Origin of the sequence: Novosphingobium naphthalenivorans NBRC 102051 (genome assembly GCF_001590985.1) — a bacterium.
Classification (GTDB): domain Bacteria; phylum Pseudomonadota; class Alphaproteobacteria; order Sphingomonadales; family Sphingomonadaceae; genus Novosphingobium; species Novosphingobium naphthalenivorans.
In genome coordinates this window covers 1-15,881 of sequence record NZ_BCTX01000093.1, presented here as the reverse complement: position 1 = coordinate 15,881, position 15,881 = coordinate 1, and the positions used below count along the sequence as shown (strand labels likewise).

Annotated in this window: 21 protein-coding genes; 15 read left to right on the top strand and 6 right to left on the bottom strand. The window is 60.1% G+C overall.

Annotated features, from left to right (window positions below):
* The 8 genes from NN5_RS21395 to NN5_RS21360 form a co-directional block, all read left to right on the top strand.
* A partial coding sequence (locus tag NN5_RS21395) for a zincin-like metallopeptidase domain-containing protein (RefSeq protein WP_067738067.1) occupies window positions 1-234 on the top strand: 234 nt, incomplete at its 5' end.
* A gap of 11 nt (window positions 235-245) precedes the next feature.
* Window positions 246-668 carry a hypothetical protein gene (locus NN5_RS21390; protein WP_067738065.1) on the top strand — a complete coding sequence of 141 codons (423 nt, stop codon included), beginning with the start codon at window positions 246-248 and terminating at the stop codon, window positions 666-668.
* A 301-nt stretch (window positions 669-969) separates the two neighbouring features.
* Window positions 970-1,923, top strand: a complete 954-nt coding sequence (locus NN5_RS21385; protein ID WP_067738062.1) for a DUF2493 domain-containing protein — start codon at window positions 970-972, stop codon at window positions 1,921-1,923.
* Window positions 1,924-2,040: 117 nt separating this feature from the next.
* Window positions 2,041-2,517, top strand: a complete 477-nt coding sequence (locus NN5_RS21380; protein ID WP_067738059.1) for a DUF6878 family protein — start codon at window positions 2,041-2,043, stop codon at window positions 2,515-2,517.
* A gap of 11 nt (window positions 2,518-2,528) precedes the next feature.
* On the top strand, window positions 2,529-2,936 hold the full coding sequence (locus NN5_RS21375) for a DUF6915 family protein (protein WP_067738056.1): 408 nt from the start codon (window positions 2,529-2,531) through the stop codon (window positions 2,934-2,936).
* Window positions 2,933-3,202 (top strand): DUF5983 family protein, encoded by a 270-nt coding sequence (locus tag NN5_RS21370; protein ID WP_067738053.1) that lies wholly within the window; start codon window positions 2,933-2,935, stop codon window positions 3,200-3,202. Before NN5_RS21375 ends, NN5_RS21370 begins: the two co-directional genes overlap by 4 nt.
* Window positions 3,203-3,281: 79 nt before the next feature.
* A complete protein-coding gene (locus tag NN5_RS21365; RefSeq protein WP_067738050.1) occupies window positions 3,282-3,800 on the top strand; it encodes a hypothetical protein in 519 nt (172 codons plus the stop codon).
* Window positions 3,801-4,200: 400 nt separating this feature from the next.
* Complete coding sequence (locus tag NN5_RS21360) at window positions 4,201-4,590, top strand: single-stranded DNA-binding protein (protein ID WP_054529553.1); 390 nt, start codon at window positions 4,201-4,203, stop codon at window positions 4,588-4,590.
* 116 nt (window positions 4,591-4,706) lie between these two features.
* Here NN5_RS21360 and NN5_RS21355 read toward each other — a convergent pair whose 3' ends face one another.
* Window positions 4,707-4,937, bottom strand: coding sequence for a DUF6437 family protein (locus tag NN5_RS21355; protein ID WP_067738072.1), 231 nt, complete (start codon window positions 4,935-4,937; stop codon window positions 4,707-4,709).
* A 326-nt stretch (window positions 4,938-5,263) separates the two neighbouring features.
* Between NN5_RS21355 and NN5_RS21350 the strand changes: the two genes are divergently transcribed.
* Window positions 5,264-5,500 (top strand): hypothetical protein, encoded by a 237-nt coding sequence (locus tag NN5_RS21350; protein WP_013832744.1) that lies wholly within the window; start codon window positions 5,264-5,266, stop codon window positions 5,498-5,500.
* A 102-nt stretch (window positions 5,501-5,602) separates the two neighbouring features.
* Here the strand turns inward: NN5_RS21350 and NN5_RS21345 are convergent, their stop codons facing one another.
* Window positions 5,603-5,797 carry a hypothetical protein gene (locus NN5_RS21345; RefSeq protein ID WP_067738071.1) on the bottom strand — a complete coding sequence of 65 codons (195 nt, stop codon included), beginning with the start codon at window positions 5,795-5,797 and terminating at the stop codon, window positions 5,603-5,605.
* 441 nt (window positions 5,798-6,238) lie between these two features.
* Between NN5_RS21345 and NN5_RS21340 the strand changes: the two genes are divergently transcribed.
* From NN5_RS21340 to NN5_RS21325, 4 genes are all read left to right on the top strand, one after another.
* On the top strand, window positions 6,239-6,571 hold the full coding sequence (locus NN5_RS21340; protein WP_067738047.1) for a ribbon-helix-helix protein, CopG family: 333 nt from the start codon (window positions 6,239-6,241) through the stop codon (window positions 6,569-6,571).
* Window positions 6,561-8,945, top strand: coding sequence for a type IV secretion system DNA-binding domain-containing protein (locus NN5_RS21335; RefSeq protein WP_067738044.1), 2,385 nt, complete (start codon window positions 6,561-6,563; stop codon window positions 8,943-8,945). The genes NN5_RS21340 and NN5_RS21335 overlap by 11 nt, the downstream gene beginning before the upstream one ends.
* 37 nt (window positions 8,946-8,982) lie before the next feature.
* A complete protein-coding gene (mobF, locus tag NN5_RS21330; RefSeq protein WP_067738041.1) occupies window positions 8,983-11,919 on the top strand; it encodes a MobF family relaxase in 2,937 nt (978 codons plus the stop codon).
* 63 nt (window positions 11,920-11,982) lie between these two features.
* The gene (locus tag NN5_RS21325) at window positions 11,983-12,231 is read left to right on the top strand and encodes a hypothetical protein (RefSeq protein ID WP_245656649.1); all 249 of its coding nucleotides are present in this window, start codon (window positions 11,983-11,985) and stop codon (window positions 12,229-12,231) included.
* 33 nt (window positions 12,232-12,264) lie between these two features.
* Here NN5_RS21325 and NN5_RS21320 read toward each other — a convergent pair whose 3' ends face one another.
* Genes NN5_RS21320 through NN5_RS21310 form a run of 4 tightly spaced genes read right to left on the bottom strand, consistent with a single transcriptional unit; the run spans window position 12,265 to window position 13,842 of the window.
* On the bottom strand, window positions 12,265-12,462 hold the full coding sequence (locus NN5_RS21320; RefSeq protein WP_067738035.1) for a DUF6961 family protein: 198 nt from the start codon (window positions 12,460-12,462) through the stop codon (window positions 12,265-12,267).
* Entirely contained in the window at window positions 12,462-12,770 is a 309-nt protein-coding gene (locus NN5_RS21315; protein WP_067738032.1) for a DUF5818 domain-containing protein, read from the bottom strand. Before NN5_RS21315 ends, NN5_RS21320 begins: the two co-directional genes overlap by 1 nt.
* Entirely contained in the window at window positions 12,761-13,186 is a 426-nt protein-coding gene (locus NN5_RS27040; protein ID WP_084385085.1) for a thermonuclease family protein, read from the bottom strand. Before NN5_RS27040 ends, NN5_RS21315 begins: the two co-directional genes overlap by 10 nt.
* A gap of 11 nt (window positions 13,187-13,197) precedes the next feature.
* Complete coding sequence (locus NN5_RS21310) at window positions 13,198-13,842, bottom strand: S24 family peptidase (protein ID WP_067738029.1); 645 nt, start codon at window positions 13,840-13,842, stop codon at window positions 13,198-13,200.
* 616 nt (window positions 13,843-14,458) lie between these two features.
* On the opposite strand from NN5_RS21310, the gene NN5_RS21305 reads away from it, so the two are divergent.
* The gene (locus NN5_RS21305) at window positions 14,459-15,463 is read left to right on the top strand and encodes a DNA-methyltransferase (RefSeq protein ID WP_217998730.1); all 1,005 of its coding nucleotides are present in this window, start codon (window positions 14,459-14,461) and stop codon (window positions 15,461-15,463) included.
* Window positions 15,447-15,881: phospholipase D-like domain-containing protein (locus NN5_RS21300; protein ID WP_217998732.1), on the top strand; the 435-nt coding region annotated here is incomplete at its 3' end. The genes NN5_RS21305 and NN5_RS21300, both read left to right, overlap by 17 nt.

The window sequence follows — 15,881 nt, the reverse complement described above, 5'->3', positions numbered from 1 at the left end:
GCCGAACTTTCGAGCGCCATGCTCGGCGCTGAACTCGGTCTGCCAGTCACACACTTGGATAGCCATGCGAGCTATATCGAGCATTGGCTCAAGCTCCTGAAGCAGGATGACCGTGCCATTCTCACCGCTGCCGCAAAGGCGGAGGAAGCATCAAGGCTTCTGCTCAAACTCGGGGGATGGACCTCTGCCGATGATATTGACGAAGCGTCTGCCGACGCTGCGCTGGCCGCTTGAAGGAGGGCATCATGGGCCGATCGGTCAGCTATCCCAGCGGGGCCATTGTCGCCTTCACCGTGCTCGAAGTCGAAAACGACGACGACTGGGACTTCGAATATGAATGGCTCCGCGAGGATCTGCGCGAGCGCGCAGGGCAGGCATTCCCTTCCCTGATCGCGCACGACGGTTGGCGAGGCCGCGAAGACAGTATCCTCATGCGCAATGCCTATGCGGATTTCGGCGTGTCGGTTTACGCCGGCCTGGTTGCGGTGTGGATCGTCGAGCGTGACGATGGCGCCTATTGGGATGCCGATTGGCGCACGGCCAGATCGCCCAGAGCACAACGCTGGCTGTCCCAGATCGCCTCGCGCTTTGAAGCGTTGTTCGGCGACTACGTCTGCCTCGGTCACATGTCGAACGGTGAGGGCGTCTACGCAAAACGGGTGGCCTGAATGCGCCGCTCACTGGTGAGCGTACATATGCACCTGTCCTGACTGACGAAGCCCGCATGTGCACTCATGGTCTGAAGCCATGCGAGAGAGGCCCTGGGCCAGCCGCCAGTCTTCCGCAACCCGGCTTGCGCAGGCCCGTGTTGGCCCGGCCCTGTGGGCCGTTGGCCTGCCCGCGCCAGCCTTCCCAAGCGGGTTTCCCCTGTCGGGTGCGGAGACTGCCTCAAGCTGGCCCTGACGGACTCTCGCTGGCGCAGCCATGAGCGGGTGCGTCAGCCTCACACCAGTCAGGAGGACAATACCCATGCACTCATCATTTTCTGACCAACTTGCCGGCCTCGATCTTTCCGGTTTTTCGATTGGTCCTGCCCCGGTTTCCACCAATGATTTTCCGGTCCACGATGCGGTCGTCCAGACGCTCGAAGCTGTCTGGTCCGATCTATTTGCGATGGTCTCTGGGACTGCGCTGGAAGCCGATGCCGAGGACCTCGGCTGGGCGTTCGTCAACATTTTCCACCGTTCCGCGACCCGCAAATCGACCGCAGTCGACCGCGCAACCGACGAAGTCCGAGCGCTCCTGGCCGCTGCCGATGGATCCGAAATTCACACCCATGAACTCGAGACCCAGGTTGAGCGTGCACAGTGTGCCGAAGGGGCCATGATCGCGCTCGAAGAGATGCGCGAAGTGGCCGCTGCCCTCTATCTCAACGAATTCGGCTCCTCGTGGAAGCCCGTGTCGAGTTCGCGCTTCAATCACAGCGCCATGCTGACTTCCGCGCTTGTCGAGGGCCGCGAGTTCGTCCGAGCCCGGTCCGAAGCGAAACGCCGCGCCGCCATGCCAGAAGGTACGCCGGTGATCTTTGCCGGCGGTCGCACACGCCATCCAAACGAGCAGGACGCGCTCACCTTTGCCAACAATGTCTGGGCTACTCTGGACAAGGTCCACGACCGGGTTCCTGACATGGTGCTTGTCCATGGCGGTGATACCAAAGGCGTTGATCGCCTGGCATCCTCGTGGGCGGAACGACGCAACGTCCCGCAAATCAGCTTCTCTCTCGACATGCGGTTGGGGGCACGTGCAGGCTTCAAGCGCAACGAGCGTATGCTCTCGCTCGACCCACGTTATGTCGTCGCCTTTCCCGGAAATGGGGTTCTGGAGCGCTTGGTCATCGAAGCCAAATCCCGTCGGATCACGGTTGTCGATCGCCGTGGTCCGCTTGGTACTTCTCCCAAGCGCGTGGCGCGGGATACCGACTGATGCGTCTGGCATCGCGCCAGCGCCATCGGCGCTCGCGCAGCCCTTCAGAGGAAAGAATTCGCCTGTTCTCGTGGGCAAGACGATCGGTGCTTGCCCGCACATCTCAGGAGAAACTTCATGACCCAAATGAGTCAGCGGATCGACACGGCAGTTGCCTGGGCACAGATTGAAGCCCAGCACGCCCAACGCAAGCGCCTTGCGGACGAGGTCCGGCCGCAAAACAAAGCTGCGATTCTCACTGCGCTGGCCGCAACCGACATCACTTCCGTGATCGTCAACTTCGATGGGGCGGGCGATTCAGGGCAGATTGAGGACGTCTCAGCATTCGCTGATGACGTGCCCCTTGAATTGCCCGCAACCAATGTCGAGATCGCGGCACCCGTATGGGATGGAACTGGGTGCGAAACCCGGAACTTGCACCTCAGAGAGGCAATTGAGCAGTTCGCCTACGACCTACTTGAAGAGACCCACGACGGCTGGGAAATCAACGAAGGCGCCTATGGCGAGTTCAGCTTCGACGTCGCTGGGAACACGATCAGGCTCGACTACAACGAGCGGGTCGAGACCACCGAATTTTCCGGTCACGAGTGGTGAGGGAGGCATCGATGGGACATTGCTATCATCATGCACTTTCCTCGGTCCGCAAATGGGGCGGTGGGCCTGAGGATTATCTCGCTCTTCATCAATGGTTCGATGAATCGAAGGCGATCACAGCCGATTTTCGGCACCGTTCGCTGCGCCATCATGCCGAGGGCATCTTCATGCTCGAACGCTTCTTCGGTGCAACGATCACGGTGTCGTCCGGGCGCGTTGTGCCAGTGCGCCTGGTCGGAGAACAGCATGTGCGCGAGGATCTCGGCTTCATCCCGAGCTTTGCCGACTGGGTGCGTTGCATTCGCCCGGAACCCTGGATGGGGCGAGCACAGCCGATCCACCGCGATGTCGATCCGTTTGCGTCGGGCGATTCTGCTCTTCAGCCTGTCATAGCAGTTGTTGCAGGAGGCCGGTCATGACTGTCGTCTATCCGCTGCGACTGTTTCTCGACTGCTCGACAGCGCACCTTTCGCCTGCAGCCCGCTCCTATGTCGACCGGACGGACGTGGTCGCCTCACCCACACCCTATGGCTGGTTTGTCTGGGCCAGCGAAGAACCCGGCGACGGTGTGCCCCCCGACATCCTGGCGATCATGGCATACGCCCGATCGCTCGGAGCGGAATATGTGAACTTCGACTGCGATGCGGACGAGATAGACGGTTTGCAGACTTTCGATTGGGATTAGCCCGCTCCAACTTTTTCCGCCTTTTCATCCCACGGAGTCCGGCCATCGCGCCGGGCTCTCTCATTTCTGGAGACCTTCAATGGCTGACTATTACACACCCACCGTGGTCGATCCGGTGATCCCGGTTTCGGCAATCCTGCCGATCGAAGCCATGTTCTTGAGCCAAGTTTTTGACGAGGACGTTGAGAACGGCATTGCCTATTATTTCAGCGAAGACGGCGCGAGCGACCTCATCTTCTTTGATCCGAAAGAGGTGCGCGAGGCTCTCGACGCTGCCGATCATGCCTCGAGCCGCTTGGTCGCCAAACTACTCGATGAGCACGGAGACGCGATCCAAGGAGACGAGGAATTCGAACTCGACATGGCCGGAGACCTCTGGCCCGACGTGTTGCAGGACATCGTGCGCCGAGCGCCCGATCTCCAGGATCTGACGGTCACCATGGCGTTCACCTGTTCCAAGATGCGGCCCGATGGTTTTGGCGGGCTCGCCATGCTGATCACAGCCAGCACTATACGTTCGGAATCGACCCACACGCTCTTCGACCGCTTCTACAAGGACGCCCGGGCCAGCGGTGAGTTCGGCCATTGCGATTCCTGACTTCGCCTGAACAGTAACCGTCAGGGATGCCGCTGTAGACGGTGCCGTTTCGAACGCAGGACTAGCCGCAGGAAAAGCTGCCGGTGCGCATCACAATCTGACGCCGGACCGCCGTGAGCGGAAAGGACCATGGCGAAGCGGCAAGGACATGTTCGATGGCTGGCCAAGGTCTCCCGACCAAACATCCCGGACAACCCGTCTCCTTCGCGAACCGTCCCTTGAATCAGCCCCCGGACGAGACGCAACCCGGACCAGGTCCGGCCGTGTTGCCGGGCTGCGCCCGGCTGCCCGCACCACCCGAACCAGCTCCGGGTTCCCCTCCGGTGCGTATCGCCGTTGGCCGCTTCTTCACTTGGTTCGCAGCCGGGATGGTCCCGGATGCTCGATCAGGAGAAGACCCATGACCAATCTCGTTATCCTCGTTGGCCGCATCGCCCGCGATCCCGAAACTCGCACCACGCAGGGCGGAACCAGCATTACCTCGATTTCGGTCGTCACCGACCGTCCCGCACGCAAGGACGGCAAGACCTACAAGGACGAAAACGGCTACACCGCCAAGGACAGCGAATTCCACCGCGTGACCTGCTTCAACGGTCTCGGCCAGAACGTCGCCAAGTACTGCACCAAGGGCCAGCTCGTGACGGTCGAGGGGCGCATCCACTATACGCAGTGGGAAGACCAGGACGGCACCAAGCGCTACGGCTGCGAGATCATCGCCGACAAGGTGGACTTCCTCACCAAGGGCCGAGCGTCGAACAATGAAGGTGCGCCCGACATCGATGAGGACTGAGTGCCTCCCGCAAACAACAAGGCTCCGATGGTTCGCGCCATCGGGGCCTTTTTTGTGCTCGCAGGCGTGAACGGCGGGGCGGGGCAACAAGCCCACACCCCGCCGCGGTTTAAGGGTCAGGCGGGGGAGAGCCTTTTGAGAGCATCGTCGATCCCGATGGTGAGCGATGCGCGGATGAGCAGCTTCAGTTGCGCAGGTTCGATAGTCTCGGCTCCGCATTCGAGAAGAACCTTGCCCAGTTCGCCTGCCGCTTCCTCGCGGAGCCTGGCCTCCTGTGCGTCGAGTTCTTCGCGCTGCTCGCGCAGCTTCTTGAGCGCATTACGCGCGCTCGGTTTGGACCTGGCCATGAGATTGTCCTTTCGCTGGCCGTTGGTCCCCTCCACGCGCGACAGTGCCAGCATGGGGCCATGTAGGAAAACGGTTTTTGCCGCGATGTCAGTGCTTTTCACGCTGACGTTGGAGAGGTCTCTCTCGCAGAAAGACCAAGTGTGATGCGGGCTTTGGGGCCGCGTCAAGGACGACGGGGCCCCACCATTTTTACCGGGCAAGCCCGGCAAAAATCGTTTCCCCCATCGCCGCTTCGCGGCCGCGCTATGCGCGGTCCCTGACTCGGCCCGTCACCCACATCCTCGCAGCTCCTGATGCGACGCATCGAACATCAGGAGGAAAGATCATGTACGCTTCACTGAATATCGCGCAGGGTTCATTCCAGGCAGATCAGGCAGCCTTCGTTGCTGCACTCGACAAGGCTCATGCCCGGTCCCTTCACAGCTACTTCACCCAATATGTCCTGACCGATGGTGAGGCAGGTTACATCGCGGTCGATGAGGGCGATTACGGCGCACTGCCCAAGGCCATGCTGGACCGGGTCATCGACACTGTGCCCGGAAAGCTGAGCGATGAATTCTGATGCCACAAACAAGGAGGAAGTCCGTCAGGGCTTCCTCCTTTCTTTTTGCTCGGGTCCCGTATTGTCGCTCCCGTAGGCATTGCGCGAGCATTCCCTGCAGCATCAGTCCTCGGCGGTAGACGCATCGAATTCCTCCAGCCGATCGGGCATGTCGAGTACCTTCATGGCCGCTGCTGAAATGGCCTCGGCCTTCGTCGGAAAGGCTTCTGCCGAACTGATCGACACGCCGCTCGAATAGGTAACGGTTGCCTGGAAACCATTGCCTTTGGGTGTCGCGCTCAGTGTTACGTCCGCCATATCCATGCTCCCGGTGGGATGCCCGCGACACCATTCTTCCTGCCGGCGGACTCGATCGATCTTTAACACAATCGGCAATCGAGCGGCATCGTCTTCATCCCTTGGTCTTGGGATTTCAAAACCGTCGATCCCGTGCAGGTCATGACACTGGGATCTACCTTCTAAGCTGGGGACGGAAGAGCACACCCTACGCGACAAATCGCAAGCGGGAGGCGGTAAAAAAGATCGTAAAGACAGAGTGTTGATGGATTCTTGCAAAAATGGCAGTTTCTCAATCAGAAATGAATAGTCGCCAATTCGCCAATCGGATTCGATTGAAAACAGCCAGGAATGGCGCATTCCTGCGCATTACGAGTGTTCTTGACATGTTCTCATTTCTGATTTAGACAATAACCGCCTTTCGCAGTGCGTTCCGGGCTCCTGACCACAAGGAGTCCGTGCATGACACGGCCAAAATCTCTCCAGGTACATGTCACCGTCGAGCTCGCTGAGCGGGTTCGTGCTGCAGCCAAGCGGCGCGATATCAGCGTCAGCGAATGGATCCGGTCGCTGCTTTCGCAGGCATGCGAAAATGACGATCTTGCATCCAAGCTCGAGACATCGGTCGACCGCATCAGCCGTCAATCGGTGTTCACGATGGTCGGCGTCGATGCCCTTCTTGCAGGGCATGCCGATCACGGTCTGCGTGAGCGAGCCCATCAGGCCTACGCGCGCAAATGCAAGGAACTCGGGCTTACCGCAAACGCCGGCGAGGGAGGTTCCGATGAAGCGTAACCTCGTCAACTTCACGCGCGGAAGTCAGCTGCTCGGACACTTCAGCTTCATGTTTGCAGCAGGTCTCAAGGGGCCGCTGATCATCGCCGCCATCGGCATTTCCTGGACTAGCTGGTGGACCATTTCGGCAGGGCTGAGCGATCACGAAGCTTACCTCGTCTGGATGCGCATTTATGCTGCCATCTACGGCTTCATGGAGTTCGATCCGGCCAAACAGGTCGCACTCGAAACGGGGTTGGGAGGAACTATCCAGCTCCCCATCATCATGCTCGATGCCTATCCGCCGGTGATCAATGCCTGGGATCATTTGCTCGACTTGCTGGGCGATGCACTGGTGCGTTCGGCCTTGCTTCTCGTGCCGGCCTTCGTGCTGTTCTACTGGTTCGCAGCGCGCTTCGGCAGCCGTTCGAAAGAGCGCAAGCATGAGCGCGGTGCCATGCTCGTTACACTACCTGAACTGGTCGACGAGCTGCGCGGGCACAACCAGCGCGAGCGCGCCCGAGAGCTTTCGAGCGCCATGGGTTGGAAATGGCATCTGTGTTCGCCCAGGGAACTGTCCGCGGCATTTCCCTACCGGCCCTCCCATCTTGCAACGGTCGTCTATCCCTGGCGGCTCGAACAGAGCCACGCCATGCTCATCGGGACTACCGGCATGGGCAAGACAGTCGCCATGTCGGACATGATTGCCGAAGCCCGCGCCAAGGGACAGCGCTGCGTCGTCTTCGACCTCACCGGCGCTTTCATCGAACACTTCTACCAGGCCGACCGGGACATCATTCTGAACCCGCTCGACGCGCGCTGTCCCCAATGGAGCCTCTTCGACGAATGCCGCACCGAAGGTGAATTCTGGGCGGCAGCGGAAGCCCTCGTGCCCCATGACGGGGGCGGGGAGGCGCAGTTCTGGGTCATCGCGGCGCGTGCCTTGTTCGTCGAATTCTGCCTCAAACTGGTGGCCGAAGGACGGGGCACCAATGCTGCGCTTGCCCGCGAACTGATGACCGCTGATCTCTCGCGGGTCCACGCCATGATGCGAGGCACGATCGCTGATCCCCTGACCGCTCCTGAAGCCGCGCGCATGGCGGAATCGATCCGGGCAGTGTTCAACGTGAACGCCAAGGCGCTGAAGCTCCTGCCCACTTCCGGGCGCCGCTTTTCGGTCCGCGACTGGATCGAGGAGGGCGCCCATGAAGACGAAGGCGCTCACGCCAAGAAAAGTGGCTCGATGGTCTTCATCTCCGCGCGCTACGTGGACATGAGCGTGTGCGCTCAGCTGCTCACGCTGTGGCTCGATACGGCGATGAACACGCTGATGACGATGCCGCGCACCAAGGACCTCAAATGCTGGTTCTTCATCGACGAGCTGGGCGCGCTCCACCGGCTCCCCGCTCTCGAGAAAGGCCTGCAGACGGCACGCAATTTCGGCGGCGCGATCGTCACCGGCATCCATGCCTACGCCAAGCTCAAGGAGGTCTACGGTGAGAACATGGCGATGACGCTTGCATCGCTTGCCCGGACAAAATTGATCCTCGGTACGGCAGACCGCGAGACAGCTACCTGGTGTTCCGACTTCATCGGCCATCGCCAGGTTCGCGACATGGAAGAGGGCTACACCTATGGCTACAACAATGCTCGCGACGCCGTCAGCCTGACGCCGCGCAAGCATATCGAGCCTTTGCTGCTGCCCGACCAGTTGATGAACCTGCCGCGCCTGTCGGGCTTCATCAAATTCCCGGACGGCTTTCCTGCGGCGCCGGTCCGTCTGAAGCCGATAGGCCGGGAAAGAATCGCACATGTTTTCGTCGGTCGGGCCAAGGATCGAGAGCCAATCCGGCAGGTCGAGGGCAAGAGTGAAGGCGACGAGACGGCTGCCAATCCGCCCGCAAGTCAGAGCGAACATCCCTCGTCGAACGATGACGGGGCGGGCAAGCCTGTCGTCCCGAAGCAAGGTACCCTTCCCCTTGAGCCGGCTGTCGAGGTCGATGCCAAGCAATCACGCCAGCAGGCCGCGAAACGGGTGGAGAAGGACATTCCCGACGACACCAGGAAGGTGTCAGGTAAGTCCGGTCATCCGCGAAAATCGTCGCCCGAAGAGCGCAAGGCAATGCCGCGTAACTCCCGTCCGCTGCTGCCGAAGAATGCGGCGCTCCGCAAAGGCGATCATCCCGATGAGAAGGATCCCTCGAATAGCGTGAAGGAGGGACGCCGAAGCGACTTGCCGCGGGCCAATCCGCCCTCGGATAAGCCGCAAGCCGTCGACCGGACAGCCCAGCGCCAGCGAGAGGCAGAAGCCCGCAAGCTCATGCTCGAAGACGGCGTTCCCGAGCAGGATCAGCCATCGCACGAGGGTCCCGATCTCGGCGATTTTGAACTGTGACGCACGAGGCAGACGTTGGCTGGCGGAGTGAGACCTGATGCTCTCTGTAGCCAATGTCCGTACCGCCGGCGGCGCTGCCAACTACTTTGCTGCCGACAATTACTATACCCGCGCTGATGCCGAGAGATCTGGTCAGTGGCTTGGCAAAGGCGCGGAGACGCTTGGACTGCGAGGCGTTATCGAAGCCTCGCAGTTCGAGGCCGTGCTCAAGGGCATGCTGCCCGATGGAAGCCGTGTCGGGAGCGATAACAGGACCCATCGCGCCGGCACCGACCTCACATTCTCGATGCCCAAGAGCTGGTCCATCCTTGCCCTCGTCGGGGGCGACAGGCGCATCCTCGATGCCTATGGCGCTGCCGTCCGCGAGACGCTGGCCTGGGCCGAGAAGAATCTCGCCGAAACCCGCATGGAGGTCCGAGGCAAAGAACGGGTGGTCGCCACGCGCAATCTCGTGATCGGGCTATTCCAGCACGATACAAACCGTAATCAGGAGCCCAACGCGCACTTTCACGCCGTGGTTGCCAATGTCACCCAGGGACCCGATGGCAAATGGCGAGCGCTGAGGAATGACAAACTCTGGGAGCACAACACGCTGCTCAATGCCATGACCATGGCGCGCTTCCGCTTGGCCGTAGAAAAGCTCGGCTACCAGGTTGGCGAATTCGGCAAGCATGGCAATTTCGAAGCGGTGGGCGTCCCAAAACCCGTTCGTGACGCCTTCAGTTCGCGCCGCACCGAGATTCTCGAGGCATACTCGACCATGGAGGCAAAAGGTCCGGCCGCATTGGATGCAGCCACATTGATGACCCGCGCGGATAAGGGACCAGTGGCGGACCGCCAGGCTCTCGTGAATCAATGGCGCGAGGCAGCGGCGCAGTTGGGCTTTGATCCGAGGCTTGTCATTGCACAGGCCAATGCACGGGCCGCCACCGACATTGGCTCTGTCTCCGGAATTGGAAATTCGGTCCGATCGATCGGTCAGCGGGCGCGCCTTTTGGCTGCGACCTTCGCGGAGCGTCTGGGGCTACGTCAGGGCGACCCGCTTGTGCCTCGCGACATGGCGCGACGGACGCCCGAACAGATCGCCGCCGTTCATGCGGTCGCATCGGCAATCCGGCATTTGGGCGAGCGTGAGGCGGCGTTCTCGCGGACCGAGATATATCGCTCAGCGCTAGGCTTCGCCTTGCCCACCACGCTCCCCGACATCGAACACCGCGTCGACCAATTGCTGCGCCAGGGCCACCTGCAAAAAGGCAAGGGTGCAGATCGCAATCTTGTCACGACCCGCGATGCGATCGGGCTCGAGCAGCGCATCATCGCCGCCGTCGAGCACGGACGCGGGCATGGAACTGCCGTGGTCGCAGCTGATGTGGCCGGAGAGCGGCTACAGGCGCTCTCCCAGCTCAAATACGGCCTGACATTGAACCCTGGGCAGGAGGGGGCAGGGCGCCTGCTTCTCGCCTCGCATAACCGGATTGTCGCTATTCAAGGCGTAGCTGGCGCAGGCAAGAGTACCGTCCTCAAACCCGTGGCGGACATCTTGCGCGAGGAAGGTAAGTCCGTGCTCGGGCTAGCAGTCCAGAACACGCTCGTGCAGATGCTTGAACGTGACACCGGCATTCCCTCGATGACAGTCGCGCGCTTTCTACGCCAACATCAGGGTCTTCTGGAAGGAGCAGACCAGGCGAGGTTTGCCGAAGCTCGCGCGTCGCTGCGCGGCACCATGGTGCTGCTCGACGAAGCCTCGATGGTCGGCAATGCCGACAAGGAAAAGCTCGTGCGCCTCGCCAACCTGCTCCAGCTAGACCGCTTCGCCAGCATCGGGGACAGGAAGCAATTGGGCGCTGTCGATGCGGGCAAACCCTTCGACGTCATGCAGCAGGCAGGCGTCGAAACGGCCACCATGAACACTAATCTCCGTGCCCGCGATAAGGCGCTGCGCGATGCTCAATATGCAGCGCAGGGCGGAAATATCGACGAGGCCTTGCGACATCTTGGCCCGCATGTCGTCGCGTCGGGAAATACAGCTGCCGTCGATGCTGCGGCGGCCTGGCTATCGCTTTCGCCTGCAGAGCGGGAGGTGACCGCTATCTATGCTTCGGGTCGCAACTTGCGCGGACAGGTGAATGACGCCGTCCAGATCGGGCTCAAAGCCAATGGCGAATTGGGACCGGGTTCCTTGGGTCTCACTGTGCTGTCGCGCGTCAACCTTACGCGTGAGGAAATGCGCTATTCGCGCAGCTATGCAGTCGGCATGGTGCTCGAAGTCGACCGCCGGCAAAGGGGGCAGGGTCTGCAGAAGGGCCGATATGACGTGGTCGAAACCGATCCGACCCGCGAACGCGTGATGCTGCGGAACGAGCGGGGCAAGCGCTTTGAATTCCGGCCGGGCCAGATGCGACCGCAAGGTGAGCAGGATCCGCTGCGTCTGTTTGAGGTTCGCCCACTCGAAATCCACGATGGCGACCGCATTCGCTGGACGGCGACCGATCACAAGCGCGGACTGCTCAACGCCGATCAGGCGCGCATCTTGGCGGTTGATGCGAAGGGCGTCACGGTGAAAACCTCGCTTGGCGCCGAACACCGGCTGGGGCTGGGCGACCCCATGCTCGAGCGTCTTGATCTCGCTTACGCACTCAACGCGCACATGGCGCAGGGCCTGACCTCCGACCGCGGGATTGCCGTCATGGACAGCCGCGAACGCAATCTTGCCAACCAGCAGACATTTCTCGTGACGATCACCCGCCTGCGCGATGGTCTGACTCTGTTTGTCGACAATGCAGGCAAGCTCGAAGCAGCCGTTGAGCGCAATCCGGGAATGAAGCGCTCGGCACTCGAAACGGTCAATCAGCTGCGCGATGCAGCAGCAACGGGCCAGGCTAAGGGCAAGGCGTCTGATCGTTCGCAAGAACCGGCTCGCGAGCCGCCCGAACTCGATCGCTCGATAACCAAGCCCTTCGAAATCGGGATCTGACGCAGCGTCTATCCGCATGGGTCCATATGGCACCGGTTGACTGTAAGTTCTGTTTTTGTTCTCATGGCAACTATGTCCCGAATCGCCGATGAAATCCTGTTCACGCATATCGAAGTCGCGCTTGCGGTTGCGTCCGAAGCAACGCTTGTCGGGCTCGGCGCTGACGATCCTCGAACCCAGCGCAATGCTCGTGTCGATCTCGCGCGCCATCTGGTCGAACGCATGCAGGGTTTGGAGATCGAGAGAGAGGGGAATGCGGGCAGGAGCTTTCAGCCCACTCTCTTTCCGGGCGATCTATCGCCGATAGGCTAACCGTTGTTGTGACTTGGCTGAGGCAGTTCTGGTTTATTGAAGCTGGGTCGGGCCTTCCTTGCCCATCAGCTCCGCCACGCGTTTGGCAATCGCTTTCCAGGTGGCGATGCCCACCTCGTCCTGTACCAGTGCGAGCGCGCCGATCTGCTCAGCAACATGAAGTGGTGCATTTTCACCGTGGGTCTTCAGGACCTGGTTGGCACAAGCCCAGAGTTCCCAATCGCTCAGCATCAGCCGAGACGTCCAACAAGGCCGAGGAAGAGCGCGATCAAACCGTAGCCCACGACAATGCACGCCAAGAGAAGTTCAATATTGAATTTGGAACGAGGAGGGCGGGGTTGTCCTGCTGGCCAGATCTGATCGCAGATGATCTCGTTGAACCCGGCGCGGCGTCCGCAGACTTCCACTTCGCATCCGATCAACCGGCGTGCTCTACGCCCGGCGTCGAGTTCCCACACACCGCCTCCCGAATGGAGTTCTAGTCCGAAGGGGCCTTCGGCAAGACGGCCTGTCAGATAGACTTCCGAGCTTAGCGGCATGCAGGCCCTTTCCAATAGCGATTCCAACGCAGCACTGTGCGTGTCTGGATCATCGCGCAGGAGAGATCGGCTCCGCTCGGCAATCGGCACCAGGCAGCCGTCCGGTTGCCGCCTGCCGAACCTTCCGACCGGCACGTCAATCTCGGTCCACGAACCACCACGTGCCCTGTCAAGATGGTCCCTCGAGGGCCGCCAAGAAGATCGACGAGCGCGTCGCGCGCTTCGATAGCCGACGCGTCGGGGCAGGGCTGGTTGGTTCGGCATGTTCCGTCCATTTCGCGTGCGGCGATTCCGGCGATGCGGACATGGGGGCCTTCGGCGCACCATATGGGCCCGTCGCCATCCCAGACATGCGTGGGAGTGCAGGTAAAGGTCTGGCCGGCAGCGACGATCGAGGCAGCGAGGAAGGTAAGCATTGGCGAACTATCTAGCGAAGCGCGCGGCCGAACCAAAGCACGCGGCCGACGATATTGATCGTCCGCTTTTCCAGGCCGCGCCAGCTGGGATAAGCCGGATTGTCGCTGAGCACAGAGACCCGCTTGCCCTGCGGTTCGATAGCGACCCGCTTGACGCTGAGCATGTCATCCATGCGCAGCACATAGATCCCGTCGCGAAGCCGCGACTGTCCATCATTGAGATCGACCATGACTTCATCGCCGTCATGCAGCGTTGGCTCCATCGAATCTCCATGCACGGCGATGATCGAAAGGCTCGTCGCCTTGCTTGCGGTCAGACGGCGCAGCCACTTCTCGTCGAACCCGAACTGGGCGCATTTGGATTCCATCTCGGCCAAAGCGCCGTGCCCTGCCGAGGCTTCGACATCGAGAACTGGAACATGGACCAGTTCGACGACCGGGCCGGAACGCCGCTCGGGAGCGCCGAGGATCTTCTCGTCTACTCCGAAAAAGCGGGCGAGCACGGAGCGGTCCTGCTCGTCCAGCTGCCGGGGGCTGCCGCGACGGATGTATTGCTGGATGTAGGCCGCATTGCGTCCAAGAAGGCGGGAGATCGAGGTGTAATTACAGCCTCGTTGCTGGATCAGATCGTCCAGGGCTTTGCGTGCATCTTCCATCGCTGCGGGTCCTATCGCATCCGTCTAGGAAATTCGATCCTAGACTCTAGGAAGCCTTCCTAATAAGAACATAACAAGAACACAAGCGGAAAGCGAGTCGAAGGCGATGGAGCTCCTGGACCAGATCGAGGGCTATTTGGCGCGAAGCGGTACGAAGGCCAGCATGTTTGGTAGGCAGGCCGTCGGGGACCCCCGTTTCGTGCAGGATCTGCGCGAAGGGCGTCGGCCAAGGAAAAAGATGGAGCAGCGCGTAAGACAATTCCTGGAACAACTGCGCTAAGATATTTGCATTGCCTGCACCGACAAATCTGTTCGTCGTAGGCAATACCAAAATCTATGAAAGCCGCGATAATTTCGGGGTGTGTGCAAAAGTGGATACCCGGGCCATTTTGGTTCGAAACTTGAGAGCTTCTAGGGTCGGCATATTCAACCGAATAGGATGATGATTTTGTGACCTAAAGGGATGAGTTTTTACTTTTTTGTGATGTATTTGAATTCATAAGCAGCGAGATTGTGCTGATTTACCTTTGAGCACGGCGCAGGTTGCCTTATCGGATAAGAGGATCGGGCTGCGGTGTGTACGCCGCCGTGGACGCGCTGCAGGGGCAATGAAAAAGTGGTTGAAAACGCAAATCATGTTGAGCGCTCGAAGCGGGATCGAGAAGCTGTGGCGGCCATCTACCAAACCGATCTTGGTCAGATGATCCATGGCAAGATCGAGGACGCGCTTGAGGATCCGCTTCTCGATGCTGTCCGCGGCAAAGTCAATTTGCTGCTTACTTCGCCGCCGTTCCCGCTCGTCCGCAAAAAACGCTATGGAAATGAAACCGGGGAAGCATACTTACGTTGGATCGAATCGCTCGCAGAACCGCTCGCCGACCTACTTGCGCCCGACGGCTCAATTGTCATCGAAATCGGCAATGCCTGGGAGCCGGGCGTGCCCGTCATGTCGACGCTGCCTCTCGAGGCGTTATTTGCCTTCAAGAAGGCCGCCAACCTCAAGCTTTGTCAGCACGTTATTTGCCATAATCCGGCGCGGCTTCCGAGCCCGGCAGCTTGGGTCAACATTGCGCGCTCTCGCCTCAAGGATAGCTATACGCATGTATGGTGGCTCTCAAAGACCGAGACGCCGAAAGCCGATAATCGTAAAGTGCTCAACCCCTATAGCAAGGATATGCGTAAGCTTCTGAAATCACAAAAGTACAATGCTGGAGTGCGGCCCTCCGGGCACGTCATTTCTGAGACCGGCTTTCTCACTGACCACGGCGGATCCATAGGTCCAAATGTTATCGATCTATCCGGCGAACATTTTCCGGAAGCACTACTGAAGTTCACCGGCACTAAATGGGATGCCGCTTATCGTGCCTATTGCAAGGCGAAGAGCCTACCGGCTCACCCCGCACGGATGCAGTCGTCCCTTTCCGCCTTCTTTATTCAGTTTTTGACGGATGAAGGCGACTTGGTGCTCGATCCCTTTGGTGGTTCCAACACCACCGGCAGCGTTGCAGAGGAACTCAAACGCCGCTGGATCGCGGTAGAGGCCGACCGCTCCTACATCGATGGATCGCTGGGGCGTTTCGATTTGGCCGATGAAGAGCTGTTGGTTGACAACGATCGCTGACATGGTGGACCTCAAGCCGATAGGTGCGGCGGAACCCTCCGCAACGGCGGTCGAAGCCGATCTCCCGATATATTCGGGAGATCTTTCGGCACTCAACGTCGAGACGGAATATAGATCCCTCAAGGACGATCCGGTAGAACGCTTCTACAAGCCTTGCTTGCGTAACTCCAACTTCTATCGCCGCGCAGTCGGCTATTTCCGATCGACTGTTTTCGTCGTCGTCGGCACGTCGATGGTCGACTTCGCGAAGCGAGGTGGGAAGATTCATCTGATCTGCTCACCCCACTTGGCCGACGACGATGTCGAGCAGATCGTGCAGGGGTATGCGCATCGCGAGCAGACCGTCACAGACGATCTCATTGCCCAATTCGATGCGCTTATTGCACATCCTGAAACCACCTTGGGAGCGCGCACCTTA